Raw genomic sequence first — 18,224 nt, forward strand, 5'->3', positions numbered from 1 at the left:
CGGGCGTGTACCCCCGGCTCCATTTCCCGTAATCGGCGTGTGGGGAAGTGTAAGCGCTACGGCGTAAAAGACAAACCACTTTGGCCGTACATTAGAACTTTCGTCAGTACCGATCCCGCTCCGCGCGAACGGCGTCCGCCAGGCGTCGCAGTCCCTCGTGGCCGGGCATCGCCTCGACCGGGACGGACAGCCGGCGGCGCCAGTTCGGGTGCTGGTCGACGGTGCCAGGCAGGTTCGGCTGCTCCGCTTCGCCCAGCGCGTCTTCGACCTGGACCATGGCGATTCGGCCGGGCGAGCGCGCGAGGTAGCGGTGCACCGCCTCCATCAGCTCCGCCGAGAAGGGCTGGGAGCCCTCGTCGGTCGGGTAGCTGGCCGGCTTCAGCCCCTCCGCCGACAGCGCCTGGAGCATCCGCCAGCGGTCCACGCCGCGGTCCCAGCTGTCCTTGTCGCGGGCACCATTGTCCGGGTAGAGGTCCAGCCGCTGGCGCCACTCCAGATCCCGGTTCGTCCAGAAGCCCTTGAAGGTGGCGAGGTCGTGGGTGGTCACCGTGACCATGGCGTCGGCCGGATACTCCCCGGGCCGCTTGAAGCCGCCGTCCGCGCTGCGCTCGAAATACAGCACGCGGTAGCTCAGGATGCCGGCGCGCTCCATGGCCGGGCGGAACCCCTCCGGCACGGTGCCCAGGTCCTCGCCGATGACGATGCAGCGGTTGCGCCGGCTTTCCAGCGCGATGATGCGCAGCAGGTCCTGCATCGGGTACTCGACATAGGCGCCGTCGCTGCCGTCCGCCGGGATCCAGAACAGGTGCTGCAACGCCATGACATGGTCGATGCGCAGGGCGCCGGCGTGCCGCATGTTGGCGCGCAGCATGGCGACGAAGTTGGCGTAGGCCGTCTCGCGCAGGCCCACCGGCGACAGCGGGGCGAGGCCCCAGTTCTGGCCCTTCAGGTTGAACTGGTCGGGCGGCGCGCCGACGTTGGCGCCCTGCACCAGGATTCCCGAATCGGCCCAGGCCGCCGCCCCGCCGGGGTGCGCCGCCACCGCCAGGTCGCGGTAGAAGCCGATGGCGAGCCCAGCCTTCCGGCCGCGGTCCGCCGCCTCACCCAGCTGGCGGTCGGCCTCCCATTGCAGGTATTCGAAGAAGTCCAAGCGATCGGCCCGCTCTGTGGCGAAGGCCTGGACCTCCGGGCTGTTCGGGTCGTGGAAGGCCGGCGGCCAGCTGCGCCACATCCACAGGTTCGGGTCCTGCCGGTAAAAATGCTCGTGCAGCGCCTCGAAGGTCGCGTGGCGGCGCAGCGGCTCGCCCATCTCCCGCCGGAAGGTCTCGAAGGCCAAGCGGCGCGGGTGGCGCTCCGGCAGCGCGCGGAAGGTGGCGTGCAGCGCCTCCAGCACCGGCATCTTCAGCGCCGACACGGCGGGGTAGTCCACAAGCTCCGCCGAGCGGACGGCGGCGAGGCGGGCGCGGAAGTCCTCCGCCGCGATCCGCGTCCGCGCGTCCGGCGTGGCGTCCAGCTCCGGCACGCGCTCCACGTCGATGTAGAGGATGTTCAGGAAGCTGCGGCTGGATGGCGAATAGGGGCCGATGTGGTTTGGGTCCGCCGGGAACAGCGCGTGCAGCGGGTTCAGCCCGACAAGCCCGGCGCCCAGCCCCCCCGCGGCCTCGGCGAAGCGGCCCAGGTCGTCGAAGTCGCCGATGCCCCAGTCGTCGCCGCTCTTCAGCGCATACAGTTGCAGCCCGATGCCCCAGGTGCGCCCACTGGGGACCACCTCCTCCACCGTCAGGCAGCGCTCCGGCGCCACGATCAGCGTCGTGCTGCCCTCCAGCGAGCCCCCCACCCCCTTGGGCCGGATCTCCACCGACAGCCGGTGGTAGCCGAGCGGCAGCCGCGACGGCAGCCGCGTGGACACGGTGCGCCGCTCGAAGGCCACGCCGTCGATCACCGCGCGGTCGGCCACCGGCAGGTTGCCGACGGTCAGCGCGGCGCGGTGGCTGACGCCGGTCTCCTCCGTCAGGGTCCAGAACAGGTCGGCGTCGTCCAGCCCGGCCGGCAGGGCGAAAGTCAGCGCCAGCGGCGCCTGCTCATCCAGCACGATCACCGGCGGCAGCATGCGCCGCCACGCCCGCTGGTCCACCGCGCGCAGGCTGGCCTCCACCTCCTCGTCGGACCCGGCGGGCAGGCCCATGGCGGCGATCAAGGCCCGCTTGGTCGCGTCGGACGTCTCCCGCCGGTTGCCCCAGATGTCGTGGTAGAAGGGCTCGATGCCGACCAGGTCGGCAAGCCGGTCGAGAGCGCTCATTCAGGATCCCCGCGGGTTGAAACGAGTGGCGACGGACGACGGAACGCCCGCTGCGAAGATCGCGTGTCGGCCCTTCCCCGTCCAGCCCCGAACATTCGTATTTTCGCATCCGCCGCAAGGGCGCCGCGCGGAACGCCGGGGCACGGTGACAACACGCCGCAACCCGGGATGATCCGGAATGCCGGCGAGGCGCCGACGTAAGCCCCCTCTCCCTGCCCCGCAGGGAGAGGGAGGGGCCCACGAAGTGGGAGGGTGAGGGCTTGGTTTCTCGGGAAAACCTTGCCCTCACCCTCCCGTGCCATTGGCACGGGCCCCTCCCTCTCCCAGCTGGGCTGGGAGAGGGTCCGGCTACTCCGCCGCCGCTTCCTTCGGCGCCTCTCCCGACCCCTGCCCCGCCGGCCCAGCCACTGCCGCCCTTGCCGCTTCCGCCTTCGCTTGGGCCATCTGTTCCAGCCGCGCGCGGTAGGCGGCGACGGCGGAGGCCACCTCGGCCACCATGGAGTCGAGCGGGCGGCTGCGGTCCACGCCCTGCATCAGCTCGCGGGCGAGGCTGCGGGCGCGCTCCAGCTCCTCCGACGCGACGGCGCCCGATTCGGCCTGGGCGCGCAGCCGTTCGGCCAGCAGCTTCAGCGACTTGGCCGCGGACTCGGCGGGCGCGGGCTCGTGGCTGTCGTCCAGGCGGCGCAGCAGGTCGTCGAGGAAGCCGGGCACGCGGGCCAGATGCTCGATCGCCATTTTTTCCGGCGGGCAGGCGGACAGGCCGGGCACGGCGAACTCGATCAGGAAGGACACCTGCACGCTGGCGCGCATCAGCTTCTGCTCGTTGACGAAGCCGTTGGCCTCGGCCATCAGCTGGCGGGCGTTCAGGTGCGCCCAGCGGTTCGTCGCCTTCAGCCGCAGCGTGTTGGGCGCGTCGAGCAGCGGCACCTGCGCGCCGTCGCGGGGCGACTTGCGGCGGTCGGGGCCGGTGTAGTCGGCGGTCACCACGAACTTCTTGCGGTTCTCGATCAGCGTCGCCAGCCGGTCCTGCACCTGCTTGGGCGACACCGGCTTGACCAGCAGGTCGTCGGCGCCCGCGTTGGTGACGCGCGTCAGCAGCAGCGGGGTCGGCTGCCAGGTGGTGGCGACGATGCAGGCGTAGGGGTTGCGGGTGTCCGGCTCGTTGCGCAGGCTGCGGACCAGCCGCAGGGCGTCGGCCTCCTCCCCGTCGGCGTCGAGCAGGATCAGGTCCGGAGTCGCCTCGGCCAGCGCCCGCGCCGCGTCGCGGGCGGAGCTGTAGGTTTCCGCCCGCTTCAGCCCCAGGCGCGACAGCACCTCGCGCAGGACGCGCATGGTGTTGTGCTGGGTGTCGATGATCGCGGCGTCGACCAGGGAGAAGTCGTAGTCGGGCATGGACGGATCCGGAGGGACAGGCGCACCGGGCCCGACCCTAGCACAAGCCGGAAGCGCTGCCGATTGACCAGTGTCAACGTCCGCGCGATTCCACCTGGACGAAGACCAGGGCCGTCCGCCCGTCCACCGGGACGGACCGCCCGGCCAGCTGCATGCGCTCGTCCCCCGCCCCGTCCGGCACCCGGGTGTCGAGCACGCAGCGCCAGCCGCGGGCGTCCGGCACCTCGGGCAGGGTGACGGTGACGGTTTCGGTGTGGGCATTCAGCACGATCAGCAGGACGCCGTCGTCCTGCGGCGCGCCGTCCTCCCCGGTGTAGGTGCCGGCGTGGCCGTTCAGCAGCAGCACGATGCAGCGCGCGTGGGTGTTGCGCCAATGCTCGGCCGCCTTCTCCACGCCGTGCGGGGTGTACCAGACGATGTCCTTCAGCCCGTCGGCCGAGGTCTTCCGCCCGTGCAGGAACACCGGCCGGCGCAGCACCGCGTGCGCCTTGCGCAGCGCGATCAGCCGCTTGACGAAGGCGAGCATGGAATCGCCCGTGCTCCCAGTCCGCCGCGACCAGTCCAGCCAGGAGATCTCGTTGTCCTGGCAATAGGCGTTGTTGTTGCCCTTCTGGGTGTGGCCGATCTCGTCGCCGGCCAGCATCATCGGCGTGCCCTGCGACAGGAACAGCGTCGCCAGCAGGTTGCGCCGCTGCCGCGCCCGCTCCGCCCGGATGGCCGGGTCGTCGGTCTCGCCCTCCACCCCGTGGTTCCAGGAATGGTTGGCGGAATGGCCGTCGCGGTTGTCTTCGCCGTTGGCCCAGTTGTGCTTGTCGTTGTAGGCGACGACGTCGTACAGCGTGAAGCCGTCATGCGCCGTGACGAAGTTCACCGACGCCCAGGGCCGCCGCCCGCGCTTCTCGAACAGGTCGGACGAGCCGGCGACACGCCCGGCCAGCTCCGGCAGCATGCCCTCGTCGCCGCGCCAGTAGCGGCGCACCGTGTCGCGGTAGCGGTCGTTCCACTCCGCCCAGCCCGGCGGGAAGTTGCCGACCTGGTAGCCGCCGGGGCCGACGTCCCAGGGCTCCGCGATCATCTTCACGTCGGCCAGCACCGGGTCCTGCCGCACGGCGTCCAGGAAGCCCGAGCCGGGGTCGAACCCGTAGGGCTCCCGCGCCAGCACGGTGGCGAGGTCGAAGCGGAAGCCGTCGACATGCATCTCGGTCACCCAATAGCGCAAGGAATCCATGACCATCTGGAGGACGCGCGGGTGGCTGAGGTTGAGCGTGTTCCCGGTGCCGGTGTCGTTGATGTAGAAGCGCGGGTTGTCGGGCAGCAGCCGGTAGTAGCTGAGATTGTCGATGCCCTTGAAGGACAGCGTCGGGCCCAGGTGGTTGCCCTCGCCGGTGTGGTTGTAGACCACGTCCAGGATCACCTCGATCCCCGCCTCGTGCAGGCGGGCGACCATGGTCTTGAACTCCGACAAAACGCCGGTGGTCATGTAGCGCGGCTCGGGCGCGAAGAAGCCGACGGTGTTGTAGCCCCAGTAGTTGCGCAAGCCCTTCGACACCAGATGCCGCTCGTCCGCGAAGGCCTGGACCGGCAGGAACTCCACCGAAGTGATGCCCAGCGCCTTCAGGTAATCGATGACAGCGTGGGTGGACATGCCGGCGAAGGTGCCGCGCAGCGGGGTCGGCACCTCCGGGTGGCGCATGGTGAAGCCGCCGACGTGGGTTTCGTACAGGATGGTGTCGGACCAGGGCACCAGCGGGTGGCGGTCGTGCCCCCAGGTGAAGGCGCGGTCGACCACGCGCCCCTTCGGCATGGCGCGGGCGTTGTCGCGCCGGTCGAAGGACAGATCCTCGCGCGTCGAGCCGACGCGGTAGCCGTAATGGGCGTCCGACCACTTGAACGGCCCGAACAGCGCCTTGGCGTAGGGGTCGAGCAGCAGCTTGTTCGGGTTGAACCGGTGCCCCGCCGCCGGGTCGTAGGGCCCATAGACCCGGTAGCCGTACAGCAGCCCCGGCCGCGCGTCCGGCAGATAGCCGTGCCAGACCTCGTCCGTGTATTCCGGCAGGACGACCCGCTCGACCTCGCGCTGTCCGGTCTGGTCGAACAGGCACAGTTCCACCTTCTCCGCGTGGGCGGAGAACAGGGCGAAGTTGACGCCGAACCCGTCCCAGTTCGCCCCCAGCGGATAGGGCTTCCCGGGCCAGACGGCCGTGCGCGTGGCGGTGGTGGCGATGGACATCAGGCGGCGGCCCCGTATTTCAGGACCGTCATGGCCCGTCTCCCTCGATCAGCGTCAGTTCCAGTGCGACGACGGCCCGCAAAGGTGCGAGTTCGTGTTGAATGGTGTGCCACGTCAGAGCGTCGTCCACAGTGTCGTAATCATGCCGATAAATGTTTCCAGCGCCTGCGACGGCTCGCCAGTCGATATGGGCATGGCGCGCCTTGACGACGTCGGGAACGCGGCGGGAGGCTTCCGAAATGATTTCGAGTGCGCGAAGCACCGCGTAGCTGGTCTTCTGATCCGCCAGGAACTCGTCAAAGCTCATTCCTGCAATGAAGCCCACAATGGCATCAATGTTCTGCAGAATGTCTTCCAGCCGCCGGCGCGGCGATCTAGAAGGCATTCACCGCCTCCCCAACCACAGTTGCGCGCAAGACAGGCTTCAGGTTTTTCCGCAACACGACGTCGGTCCGCCGGTCAAAGAGATCACGGATGTCGAGCGTGACGCGCGTGTACTCGAACAACCCCATGGGATGTTGAGGATCGAGGTCAATCAGGATGTCGATGTCGCTATCGTCCCGCGCCTCGCCTCGTGCGACCGAACCGAACACCGCAGCATGAAGGACACCGCGACGGCGCAAGGCATCGCGATGGGTGCGCAGGACGCGCACCACCTCGTCCACAGAAGGGGGTTGGGTCCGTTTCTCCATCATCATCCACCCGGACGTCCAATCATCCGGGATCCAGTGAGCCGAAATCCGTTCCAATAAAGGGGCAGCGCGCGCCGCCCGTCAAGGGCGGCGCGGACGGATGCGACGCCCTACCCCGCCTTGCGCTCCAGCACCACCGTCCCCAGCGGCGGCAGGGTCACGTTGATGGAGTGCGGGCGGCCGTGCCAGGCGGTGTCCTCCGACTCCAGGCCGCCCTCGTTGCCCACACCGCTGCCGCCATACTCCGTCGCGTCGGTGTTCAGCACCTCGGCGTAGTGGCCGGGCAGCGCGACGCCGACGCGGTAGCCGTGGCGCGGGATGGGGGTGAAGTTGCAGACCACGACGACCTGGTGCTCCGGATCGTCGGTCTCCTTGCGCAGGAAGGCCAGGACGGAGTTGTCGCTGTCGTTGGCCTCGATCCACTCGAAGCCGGCCGGGTCGCAGTCGGTCTGGTGGAGCGGCTTCAGGTCGCGGTACATGCGGTTCAGGTCGCGCACCAGCGACTGGAGCCCCTGGTGCAGCGGCTCCTCCAGCAGGTGCCAGTCGAGGCTCCGCGCTTCGCTCCACTCCCGCCACTGGCCGAACTCGCCGCCCATGAACAGCAGCTTCTTGCCGGGGTGGGCGAACATGAAGCCGTAATAGGCGCGCAGGTTGGCGAACTTCTGCCAGTCGTCGCCCGGCATCTTGTTGATCAGCGAGCCCTTGCCGTGCACGACTTCATCGTGGCTGAGCGGCAGGACGAAGTTTTCCGAGAACTGGTAGATCAGGCCAAAGGTCAGCTGGTGGTGATGGTAGCGGCGGTGGATGGGATCCTTCGCCATATACTCCAGCGTGTCGTGCATCCAGCCCATGTTCCACTTGTAGCCGAAGCCCAGCCCGCCGAGATAGACGGGCCGCGACACGGCCGGCCAAGCGGTGGACTCCTCGGCCACCGTCATGATGCCCTGGTGGTGCCCATAGGTCAGCTCGTTCATCCGCTTCAGGAAAGCGATGGACTCCAGGTTCTCCCGCCCGCCGAACTGGTTGGGGATCCACTCCCCGGCCTTGCGGCTGTAGTCGAGGTAGAGCATGGAGGCCACGGCGTCCACGCGCAGCCCGTCCAGCCGGTAGTGGTCCAGCCAGAACAGCGCGTTGCCCAGCAGGAAGTTCTGCACCTCCGTCCGGCCGAAGTTGTAGATCAGCGTGTTCCAGTCCTGGTGGTAGCCCTGGCGCGGATCCGCGTGCTCGTACAGGTGCGTGCCGTCGAACCAGCCGAGACCATGCGGGTCGGTCGGGAAGTGCCCCGGCACCCAGTCCAGCAGCAGGCCGATTCCCGCCGCGTGGCAGGCGTCCACGAAATACTTGAAGTCCTCCGGCGTGCCGTGCCGGCTGGTCGGGGCGTAGAGCCCGATCGGCTGGTATCCCCAGGAGCCGTCGAAAGGATGCTCCGTGATCGGCAGCATCTCGATGTGGGTGAAGCCCAGGTCCTTCACGTAGGGGACCAGCCGGTCGGCCAACTCCCGGTAGGTCAGGAAGCGGTCGCCGTCCTCCGGCACGCGCGCCCAGGATCCCAGATGGACCTCGTAGATGGAGATGGGCGCCGTCCGCTCGGCGCAGTGGGCGCGGGTCTGCTGCCACGTCTGGTCTTGCCAGCCGTATTTGGGCAGCCCGTGCACGACCGACGCGGTCTGCGGCCGCATCTCCGCCTGGAAGGCGTAGGGGTCGGACTTCAGCGGCAGCAGGTCGCCGCCGGCCCCCTTGATCTCGAACTTGTAGCGCTGCCCTGCGGTGGCGCCGGGGACGAAGATCTCCCACACGCCCGCTTCCATGCGCTTGCGCATCGGCAGGCGGCGGCCGTCCCAGTCGCAGAAGTCGCCGACCACGCTGACCCGCCGCGCGTTGGGCGCCCACAGCGCGAAGGCCACGCCCGCCACCCCGTCGATCTCCCGCGGGTGGGCGCCCAGCCGCTCGTAGCTCTTCATGTGCGTGCCCTCGGCCAGCAGATGGATGTCCAGCTCGCCCAGCACGTTGCCGAAGCGGAAGGCATCCTCGAACTCCTGCGTCGCCAGCGGAAACTGCACGCGCAGGCGGTAGCGGAAGCGCTGCGTCCGGTCCGGCATGGTCGCGAGGAAGAAGCCCTCGTCGTGGACCCGGTCGGCCTCGGCGACCGGATCGCCGTTGGCGCTGTCGATCACCCAGACGCGCTCGGCGCCGGGGATGAAGGTCCGCACCTCCACCGGCTGCCCTTCCCCGTCCTGGTGCATGCCCAGGATCGCGAACGGATCGCCGTGGTCGGCGCGTACGATCGCCTCGATGCCGCCGCGCAGCGGCGACGCCTTCTGCGTTTCAGGCCGGATTCCCGTGCGGATGTCGTTCGGCATCGGTTGCCCTTCTTCCCCTGCCTTCGTTCTTGGGGTGTGAACATAACGCCACGCCGTTTGTCACACCATGAGCGGTATGTCCTAGGTCACGCGCCTGAACCTTTCAGTTCGTAGGTTGGGTGGAGGCGCAGCCGCAACCCAACACACCCCACGATGCCAGGGATGTTGGGTTGCGCTGCGCTCCACCCAACCTACGCTCCGGTGGCCTTACGCCGTCCCGTCGAGCAGGCCCAGCACGCCCTTGACCGGGATGCCGATCCAGCTCGGGCGGTGGGCGGCCTCGTAGGCGATCTCGTAGAGCGCCTTTTCCATCAGGAACAGGGCCAGCAGGCGCCGGCTCGCCGACTCGTCCGCGGGCCAGCTCGGGCAGCCGCCGATCGCGGCGCGGTAGGCGTCCAGGAAGGCCTGGGTGCTGCGCCGCTCCCAGTCCTGCGCGGCTTCCAGCGCGGCGCCGGTGCCCTCCAGCGCGGCCGCCTCGTCGATGCGGAACAGCGCCGCCCAGGCCGCGTAGTTGAAGGAGCGCAGCATGCCCGCCACGTCGCGCAAGGGGCTGTGCTTGGCCCGCCGCTCCTCCAGCGTCTTCGCGGGCTCGCCCTCGAAGTCGATGATGTACCAGTCGTTCTGGGCGCGCAGCACCTGCCCCAGGTGATAGTCGCCGTGGATGCGCGTCTTCAGCCCCTGCGGCGGCGTGTCGGCCAGTTCGGCCAGCCGGTCCATCACCTCGGCGCGGCGGGCGAGCAGCCCCTCCGCCTGCTCCCGCACCGCCGGGGCGAGTCGGTCGAGCGCGCCGGGCAGCGCGGCGAAGGCGGCGTCCGCCTGACGGCGGGCGGCGTCGGCCCAACCCTTCAGGTCGGCCGCGGTGATCGGCTCCGGATCGAAGGCCGGGTCGCCGGTGCGCTGCGCCAGCGCGCAATGCAGCTCCGCGGTGCGCTGGCCCAGCGTCGCGGTCATGGCAAGGTGGATGCCGAAGGGTTCGCTGCCCGCCGTCTCCTCGCCGCCATGGACGACGCCCAGGCGGATGTCGTCCAGGTCGCGCACCAGCGAATCGACCGTGCTGCTCCAGCCGTCGCCCTGGTTGCGGACGAAGCCCTGGACGACGACCAGCGCCGTCGGCGTCCCGTCCTCCGCCACATGCTCCACGGCCCCCAGCAGCGGCGGCGTGTTGGGATACTGCGCCACCTCGGTCAGGAAGCGCCCCATCTCCAGCTCCGGGTGCGAGCCGGGCGTCAGGCGGCGGAAGACCTTCAGCACCGCTTGGCTGTCCACCAGGACGGAGCTGTTGCTCTGTTCCACGCCCAGGCGCCGGATCTCCGCGTCCTCGCCCAGCGTCAGCTCGGCCATGCGGGCGGTCGGCGTGAAGCGCAGCGTGCCGGAGGAGGCCGGAAGCTCCCGCCCCTCACGAAGCGCGTCAATCAGGCTGCGCGTGAAGGCGTCGGTCTGCAGGGCGTCGAAGATGGCGCCGGTGCGCGGCCCCCGCCGCGCCTTGGCCAGCGTGTAGGGCAGCAGCGGCCAACCGAAATTCCCGGCGTTCTCCTCCCAGCTCATGGCCAGAGGCAGCAGGTAGGACTGCCGCCCCCCGCCGGCCAGATCCACGTCGGCCCAGGCCAGCATGAATCCGTCGCCCGGCCCGGGCAGGCGGGCAAACATGGGAACCTGCGCGCGCTCGATGCCGCGGTCCTTGGCGGCGAACCAGCGCTGCTGCGGCAGGAAGGCCTGGAGGATGTCGCGCGCCAGCTCCTCCCGCGCCTGCCCGCTGATCAGGCTGTGCCAGCCGTCGCGCACCACCACGGTCAGCAGGTCGGGAATCGGCTCCGGCACCGTCTCGTGCCAGGACGGCAGTTGCGCCTCCGCGGCCAGCGCAAACCAGTAGAATCCATAGGCCGGGATGGTCAGCAGGTACGGCAGGTCGCCGACCGGCGGGAACACCGTGCGCCCCAGCAGCTCCACCGGCACGCGGCCGCGGAACTGCTTCAGGTCAAGCTCCACCGCCTGGGCGGAGCGCGACAGGTTGGCGACGCACAGGACGATCTCCTCCCCCTCCTCCGTGGAGTGGCAGCGCAGGTAGGCCAGCACCTTGCGGTTGCCCGGATAGAGCAGGCGGAAGCTGCCGCGCCCGAAGGCCTTGTGCTGCTGGCGCACGGCGATCAGCCGCTTGATCCAGTTCAGGAAGGACGAGGGGTTGCGCTGCTGCGCCTCGACGTTCACCGCCTGGAAGCCGTAGATCGGGTCCTGGATGGCCGGCAGGAACAGCCGCGCCGGGTCGGCGCGGGAGAAGCCGCCGTTGCGGTCGGGCGACCATTGCATGGGCGTGCGCACGCCGTCGCGGTCGCCGAGATAGATGTTGTCACCCATGCCGATCTCGTCGCCGTAATACAGCACCGGCGTGCCCGGCATCGACATCAGCAGGCTGTTCAGCAGCTCGATCTTGCGGCGGTCGCTTTGCAGCAGCGGGGCGAGGCGCCGGCGGATGCCCAGGTTGATGCGCATGCGCCGGTCGGCGGCGTAGAAGTCCCAGAGATAGTCCCGCTCCTTGTCGGTCACCATCTCCAGCGTCAGCTCGTCGTGGTTGCGCAGGAACACGGCCCACTGGCACAGGTCCGGAATGTCCGGAGTCTGGCGCATGATGTCGGCGATGGGGTGCCGATCCTCCATGGCGACGGCCATGTAGATGCGCGGCATCAGCGGGAAGTGGAAGGCCATGTGGCATTCGTCCCCGCCCTTGTCCGGATCGCCGAAATAGGGCAGCACGTCCTCCGGCCACTGGTTGGCCTCGGCCAGCAGCATGCGGTCGCTGTATCCTTTGTCGATCTCCGCGCGGATCTGCTTCAGCACCTCGTGGGTCTCGGGCAGGTTCTCGTTGTTGGTGCCCTCGCGCTCCTTCAGGTAGGGCACGGCGTCGAGCCGCAGCCCGTCCACCCCCATGTCCAGCCAGAAGCGCATCACGTTCAGCACTTCCTGCAAAACCTTCGGGTTGTCGAAGTTCAGGTCCGGCTGGTGCGAATAGAAACGGTGCCAGAAATAGGCCTGCGCCTCCGGATCCCAGGTCCAGTTGGACTTCTCCGTGTCGCAGAAGATGATGCGTGTGCCCTGGTACTTCTGGTCGGTGTCCGACCAGACGTAGAAATTGCGGTGGTTCGATCCGGGCTTGGCCTGCCGGGCGCGCTGGAACCACGGGTGCTGGTCGGAGGTGTGGTTGATGACCAGCTCGGTGATCACGCGCAGGCCGCGGTCGTGGCATTCGCGCAGGAACCGCTTGAAGTCCTGCAAATTGCCGTAGGACGGGTTGACCGCCTTGTAGTCGGCGATGTCGTACCCGTCGTCGCGCAGCGGCGAGGGGTAGAAGGGCAGCAGCCAGAGCGTCGTGACGCCCAGGTCCTGGATGTAATCCAGCTTCTGCGTCAGTCCGGCGAAATCGCCGATGCCGTCGTTGTCGGCGTCGAAATACGCCTTCACGTGCAGCTGGTAGATGATCGCGTCCTTGTACCAGAGCGAATCCGAGCGATCGATCCGTCCGTTGTCCAAGCTCTTCATGCCGCTGCCGCCACTCCGGAATGGGAACCGGGAAAGGGGGAAACGCCCCCGTGCACCGACATAAACCCTTCAGGCCAAGGACCGTTCCGCGGCGAAGGCGATGTGCGTTGTTAAACCTCCGATTGGCGCGCCCGGCGGGGCTTCCTAGCCCTTCGCCTTCCGGCCCGGCCTGGGCAGGGTGCGGTAGGCGTTCTGGTCCTCTTCGATGAAGTGGGCGATCAGCCGGTGCTCGACCCAGTTCGACAGCTCGTTGGGCGTGCAGAAGACGACACCGAATTCGCCCTCCTGCCGCAGGTCGGCCAGTTCCGCCGCGATGGTCCGGTGCACGGCGCGGTGCTGTTCGGCCGATTTGCTCTTCGCCGATCCCCAGAAGCGCTCCTCCGCCTGGAAATGCTCCTGCGTGTATTTGACGAGCGCCGCGTAGGCGTTCTGGATGATGCGGTAGCCCTGCCCCGCGTTCACCGCGACGTGCAGGAGGTCCGACAACTCCAGAAGCGTGCGGTGCTGGGAATCGATGAACTCGTTCCCGACCGTGTATTCATCCTTCCACGGGAATCGAGTGGGCGTGTGCATGCTGGCCTTGCTGTCGGGTGGGCTGACGGGCTGACCACGAATGGGTCCCGGACGTTAGCACCCGCCAACCGTGAGACGGCATGGACAATTTGCCGCAAACACCGACAAAAGCCGGCAACTTCCGCGACTTTCGACACGTCCATTCCGGGAAGCCGCCGCTCACCCCGGCCCAACCCGCGCCCGCCGCACGGCGCGGACCTTCGGCCCGTACTGCCCCCGGCGCTGGGCGGCCAGCGTCAGCGCCTCGTGCGCGATCATGCGACGGAAGTCGCGGTCCACGCGGGCGAACATGCCGAAGGCCGTCTTCACCGCGTCGGGGGTCGGGTTGGCGGTCGCTTCCCGCAAGGCGTTGCGCAGCATGCGCAGTTCCAGCACGCCCTTGACGCAGATGCGCTCCACCGCTTCCGCGAGTATTCCGATCGAGCACAGCGACGCCTCGTCGTCGAGCCGAACCTGCACCATGCACCTGAGCGACTGAGCAAAAGGATAGGTCGACTCTTTTAACGTCGATTTGAGACAAATCGCATGTTTTTGCGCAACGCCTCCGCTTTTTCAAAACAGGGTTGCACGGGTGCATCACCGCCACCACTCAGCACCGTAGGTTGGGTGGAGCGCAGCGCAACCCAACAGCGTCGCCGTGCGCACCGTGTTGGGTTCCGCTGCGCGCCACCCAACCTACGGCCCTTGCCCCACCCCGCCGCATTAGGCTATAATTCCCACATCAACGGCCCATCTGCGCCTATGGCCCGCGCCAATGAAACATCATCGAAAAAACGTCGCACGATGTTTCATTCGTCGGGATCCAGGCCCTTCGCCATCAGGATCAGGTCGAGGGCCTGCTCGACCGGCTCGCCGTCCGGGGTCGTGAAGCGGACGGTTTCCCGGAACGGGCGTTCGGCCCGCCAGCCGCGCCGCTCGTAGAAGAGGCGGGCCGCGTCGTTGCCGCGCTCGACGCCCAGCTCGGCGCGCCGGTAGCCGCGCTCGCGCAGCAGGCGTTCGGCGGCGGCCATCAGGTGACCGCCGATGCCGGTGCCGTGCAGCGGGTGGAAGCTGCGCACCGCCCACAGGACGGCGGTCCGCTCCGCGCGCTTGGTGGCGAGGTCGACCCAGACCTGCCCGACCGGGAAGCCGCCGGACACCCCCAGCAGCATCAGCCCGTCGCCCCGCTGCTGGGCCGCGAAGGCCTCCTGGATCACGGCGCGGTGCGGGCTGTAGAGGCCCATCCATTCGAGCGCGGGCAGGTCCGCCCCGGTGCAGAGGCGGATGGTCATGGGAACGCTCAAGGTCACCCGGCCAAACACCGGGCCGATTTCCGCGGGCTCATCCATCGGGCAAGGCGGGCTCCATCAGGCCGACGCGGCGGTACAGCTCCGGCCGGTGCCGCGTCCAGTTCTCGATCACGCACTCGGTCGCCGGGCGGTCGTAGTAGGTCCAGGGCAGCGCGCGCGCGTTCAACCCCACGAAATGCGCGCCGACCCGCCCGAGTTCCGGCGTCTTCGGCCAGAAGGGCGAACAGATCGACACGTCCGCCGTGGACACCACATGGGCCGGTCGGCCGAGGTCGAGCGCCACGACCTGGAGCCCCTGCTCGTCCAGCTCCGACGCGAGGGGGACGGGATGCCGCTCCAGCACCGCTTGCAGCGCCGCACCCAGGTCGTAGCCCGGCGGCAGGCCGCGGATGCCGGCGTTGCGCGGCTCCTCCCGCGTGAAGGTGGTGAAGGCGCCGTGGGCGAGCGTCACGTCGCCGGCGATCAGGCAGCGCGGCTCCGCCTCCTCCAGCCAGGCGCGCATGGCCGCGGGCAGGTCCCAGAGGATGCAGTCGTTGTCGAGCGACAGCTCGTAGCGGTCGGGGAACAGGCGCAACGGGGCGAACTTCCAGGCCACCCCCTCCGCCATGGCACCGTCCAGGTGGTGGCTGAGGAAGTCCGGCAGCCCGCCCGCCGCCCGCCACGCCACGGCGTCCGGCACGGGCCCGGTGCGCTCCCGCGCCACCTCCGGGGTCATGCTGTTGACGACGACCGCGTAGCGCGCCTCCGGCCCGAACAGCCTCCAGGCGCCCCAGATCGACAGGCGCAGCGCCTCGAACCCGCGCGGGCTGACGTCGCCGATGGTCCAACGGACACCCAGCGGCCGGGTCATGCGCCGCCTCCGGCGGTGAAGCGGCGGGTCAGGCTCGGCTGGTCCACAGCGCCCCATTTGTACTTGTAGGCCTCGCGCCCGCGCAGGAAGTGGAACTCGGCGGCCCCCTCCGCCAGCGCCTCCGCGATGGCGTGCCCCACCGCGAGGACGCCGGGACCCTGCGCGGCAAGCTCCGGGTCGAAGCCGCCCAGGTAGTAGTAGGCGCGCCGCCCGTCGCCGAGACCGTAATGCACCGCGGCCAGACGCCCGCCGATGTGCAGCCGGTGCATGCGCAGCAGGCCGGCCTCGGCCAGCGCGGGCACGGCCGCGCGGTGGAAGGCCTGCACGGCCGGGTCGGCCAGCACGCCGGGCTCCCCCCGGCCGGCCCAGCGCGCGGCGTGCAGGCGGAACAGGTCCTCCAGCATGCCGCCGGCGGTGTGCGGGGTGGCGTTCTCCACGGCGACTCCGCCGGCCCGCTCCGCCCGGCGCCCGGTGTGCCGGAGGTTGCGCGCCTGCGCGGCGGGAAGCACCGCGGCCAAGTCGCGCTCCCCCGCTGTGCCCAGGGGCAGGAACGGGCAGACGTCCGTCGCCCCGCAGGTTTCACGCCAGCCCGGCGGGGGGCCGAAGCGGAGCAGCCGCGACCAGGGCGGCAGCGCGGGGAATTCCAGCACGCCGCAGCCGGTCAGGTCCGGGACGGCGCCGAGGACCTCGGCCAGCGGCACCTCCGGTTCCACCAGCGCGTCGAGCAGGTCGGTGATCCCGGCGCCGAGCGGCATCAGCCGGTCGCCCTCCCGGTAGAGCGGCAGCACGCCGACCAGCCGGACGCGGCGGTACAGGGCCAGCACCCACAGCTCGCCATGGGCGAAGGCTCGCCACCAGGGGATCAGCCACGCCGGATGCTGGAAGGGCGTGGCGTTCGGAACCCGGCGCCACAGCGCGGCCCAGGGAGCGGCCAGCGCTTCCAGCGCCGCGTCGCTGCGCGCGGCGACGATCCGGACACCGGACGCACCGCTGGCTTCGCCGCTTGCATCCGACCCGGGAATGGTCGCTGGGGTGTGGCGGAAGCTCAAACCAGAAGGCATCAGGCCGCTCCCGCGTTCGCCGTCCGGCGGGACAGCCGGGCGTAAAGGTCGAAATAGTCGTTGCTCATCCGCTCCGCCGAGAAGCGCGCCCGCGCGGCGGCGCGGCAGGCCTCCGGATCGAGGCGGCCGGCCGCGGCGATCGCGTCGGCCATGGCGGCCGCGTCCTCGACGATGAAGCCGGTGACGCCGGGCTCGACGATCTCCGGCAGGGCGCCGTTGCCGAAGGCGACCACCGGCGTTCCACTCGCCATCGCCTCCATGGCGACCAGCGAGCTGGTTTCCGGCGCCTCGCTCGGCACCAGCAGGCAGCGCGCCGCCGCGAGCAGGCGCCGCTTGCGCGCGCCGCCAACCGGGCCGAGGAAGCGGCTGCCGCCGGTCAGGCGCGGCTTCACCTCCTCCGCGAAGTAGCGCTCGTGCGCCTCGTAGGGGAACACCTGCCCGCCGACCAGAAGCGGCAGGCCGGCGCGGGCCGTCGTGTCCAGGGCGGTGTGAATGCCCTTCTCCGGGCAAATCCGGCTGAGCGCCAGGGCGAAGCGGCGCTTGGTCAGGCGCGTGGCGAAACGGTCCAGCGGGATGCCGTTGGGAATCGGCGGCAGAAGCCGCGCGCTCCGCGGGCAAGCCCGGTGCTGCGAGGCGGAGACGCAGACCAGATGCGTGTCGGGACGGTTGGGGGCGAAGACGTCGGGCGGGTACCAGCCCGGCGGCAGGTGCAGGGTCGCCAGCGCCGGCACGCCGGGCGGCGGCAGGCAGTCGGCGAAGTCGATGCCGTGCAAGTGCACGAGGTCGACGGGGTATCGCGCCAGCACCGCGCGGACGATCCGGCGCACCTGGGCATGGACGCCGGCCCGGATCGAGTCGTCGATGCGCCCGCCGACCGCATGGACCGGCAACAACGTGCCCGCCACCGTGGAGCCCTCGCAAGCCACGACCAGCGAGCGGTGGCCGGCGGCGGCCAGCGCGCGGTCCAACGTGGACAGCACCTGCTCCGCCCCGCCCACCGCGTCGGGGCCGACGGGCGCGAAGGGATAGGCGACGCTCAGGACGGTCAACGGCATCCGCCGCCCTCCCCGCCGGAGGCGGCCAAGCCGAGCGTCCGCAGGGCGTCGGCCGCCAGGGCGCGCCAGTGCTCCCCGCTGATGCCCCAGGAGAAGCGGTCGTAGTTCAGCGGTCCCTCGTGCGGCGGCCGCGTGAAGTCGTAGGCCGGCGCGGGGCGGAACCGCTCCACGTCGTCGCGGAAGGGGGCGAGCGTGCGGGCCTGACTGGCGTGCGCGTCGAGCATCCGGCGCTTCAGCGCGCGGTCTTCCGGGCCGAGCCGCACCGTGCAGACGGGCATGCCGGGCCGTGGAAGGAAGTCCTGGAAGACGATGCCTCCCCCACCGCCGTGATAGCCCGCCATCTCCACGATTCGGGGCGCGTCGCCGTCGAGCAGGGCGCAGGCGGCGTGCACGGCGAAGGCGGTGGCATCGTGGTCGGGGTGGCCGCCTTCATAGGCGTGGGTCAGCACCACGTCGGGCCGCTCGTCCTCGATCCGGTGCATCACCAGCCGGGTCAGCGCCGCCAAATGGTAGGAGGCGCCCTGGTCGGCGAAGCCCAGCCCGTCGAGCCGGTCCGGCGCGATGCCGGCCAGGTCCAGGGCCCGCTCCAGCTCCGCGCGGCGCAGCGCCGCGTAGGCCGCGGCCGTGGCGCAGCCGGCGGCCTCCGCATCGGGGCCCGTGCGGGGGGCGCCATCGGTCGTGTGCAGGATGCGGAGGCGATTGATGCGGCCGAGCTGGGCGCCGGCTCCTATGGTTTCGTCGTCGGGATGGGCCACGACCACCAGCGCCCGCTGGCTGTGGTCGAAGGGCAGTTGCTGGCGTGACGCGGGCGGCGCCCCATCGATGCAGGCGTCGATGCAGGGGAATGGCATTTCGGCTGTTCGCAGTTTCGGATGTGCGAATGCCAAACAGG

At 69.9% G+C, this 18,224-nt stretch carries 14 protein-coding genes; all 14 read right to left on the minus strand.

From position 1 onward, the window contains the following. Positions 1 to 103 precede the first annotated feature (103 nt). Positions 104 to 2,299, minus strand: coding sequence for a 4-alpha-glucanotransferase (malQ, locus tag J2851_RS16300; protein ID WP_209767437.1), 2,196 nt, complete (start codon positions 2,297 to 2,299; stop codon positions 104 to 106). A gap of 348 nt (positions 2,300 to 2,647) precedes the next feature. Further along, on the minus strand, positions 2,648 to 3,691 hold the full coding sequence (locus tag J2851_RS16305) for a response regulator (protein ID WP_209767438.1): 1,044 nt from the start codon (positions 3,689 to 3,691) through the stop codon (positions 2,648 to 2,650). 73 nt (positions 3,692 to 3,764) lie between these two features. Continuing rightward, entirely contained in the window at positions 3,765 to 5,921 is a 2,157-nt protein-coding gene (gene glgX, locus J2851_RS16310; protein ID WP_209767439.1) for a glycogen debranching protein GlgX, read from the minus strand. 28 nt (positions 5,922 to 5,949) lie between these two features. Further along, complete coding sequence (locus J2851_RS16315) at positions 5,950 to 6,306, minus strand: HepT-like ribonuclease domain-containing protein (RefSeq protein WP_209767440.1); 357 nt, start codon at positions 6,304 to 6,306, stop codon at positions 5,950 to 5,952. Next, complete coding sequence (locus J2851_RS16320; protein ID WP_246500707.1) at positions 6,296 to 6,619, minus strand: nucleotidyltransferase family protein; 324 nt, start codon at positions 6,617 to 6,619, stop codon at positions 6,296 to 6,298. Before J2851_RS16320 ends, J2851_RS16315 begins: the two co-directional genes overlap by 11 nt. A 104-nt stretch (positions 6,620 to 6,723) precedes the next feature. Beyond that, positions 6,724 to 8,973, minus strand: a complete 2,250-nt coding sequence (gene glgB, locus J2851_RS16325) for a 1,4-alpha-glucan branching protein GlgB (RefSeq protein ID WP_209767441.1) — start codon at positions 8,971 to 8,973, stop codon at positions 6,724 to 6,726. A 207-nt stretch (positions 8,974 to 9,180) separates the two neighbouring features. Next, positions 9,181 to 12,504: a maltose alpha-D-glucosyltransferase gene (gene treS, locus J2851_RS16330; protein WP_209767442.1), complete on the minus strand. Its 3,324-nt coding sequence runs from the start codon at positions 12,502 to 12,504 to the stop codon at positions 9,181 to 9,183. Between the two features lie 144 nt (positions 12,505 to 12,648). Further along, positions 12,649 to 13,077, minus strand: coding sequence for a bacteriohemerythrin (locus J2851_RS16335; RefSeq protein WP_209767443.1), 429 nt, complete (start codon positions 13,075 to 13,077; stop codon positions 12,649 to 12,651). Positions 13,078 to 13,236: 159 nt separating this feature from the next. Next, positions 13,237 to 13,539, minus strand: a complete 303-nt coding sequence (locus J2851_RS16340) for a hypothetical protein (protein WP_209767444.1) — start codon at positions 13,537 to 13,539, stop codon at positions 13,237 to 13,239. Positions 13,540 to 13,865: 326 nt separating this feature from the next. After that, entirely contained in the window at positions 13,866 to 14,348 is a 483-nt protein-coding gene (locus J2851_RS16345; RefSeq protein ID WP_209767445.1) for a GNAT family N-acetyltransferase, read from the minus strand. Between the two features lie 49 nt (positions 14,349 to 14,397). Continuing rightward, positions 14,398 to 15,216, minus strand: a complete 819-nt coding sequence (locus tag J2851_RS16350; RefSeq protein WP_209767446.1) for a hypothetical protein — start codon at positions 15,214 to 15,216, stop codon at positions 14,398 to 14,400. Beyond that, positions 15,213 to 16,277, minus strand: a complete 1,065-nt coding sequence (locus J2851_RS16355; RefSeq protein WP_209767447.1) for a GNAT family N-acetyltransferase — start codon at positions 16,275 to 16,277, stop codon at positions 15,213 to 15,215. The genes J2851_RS16350 and J2851_RS16355 overlap by 4 nt, the downstream gene beginning before the upstream one ends. Continuing rightward, positions 16,277 to 17,332, minus strand: a complete 1,056-nt coding sequence (locus tag J2851_RS16360; protein WP_209767448.1) for a glycosyltransferase — start codon at positions 17,330 to 17,332, stop codon at positions 16,277 to 16,279. Before J2851_RS16360 ends, J2851_RS16355 begins: the two co-directional genes overlap by 1 nt. After that, positions 17,323 to 18,183 (minus strand): PIG-L deacetylase family protein, encoded by an 861-nt coding sequence (locus J2851_RS16365; protein WP_209767449.1) that lies wholly within the window; start codon positions 18,181 to 18,183, stop codon positions 17,323 to 17,325. Before J2851_RS16365 ends, J2851_RS16360 begins: the two co-directional genes overlap by 10 nt. Positions 18,184 to 18,224 lie beyond the last annotated feature (41 nt).

Source organism: Azospirillum rugosum, assembly GCF_017876155.1.
GTDB classification, from domain to species: Bacteria; Pseudomonadota; Alphaproteobacteria; order Azospirillales; family Azospirillaceae; genus Azospirillum; species Azospirillum rugosum.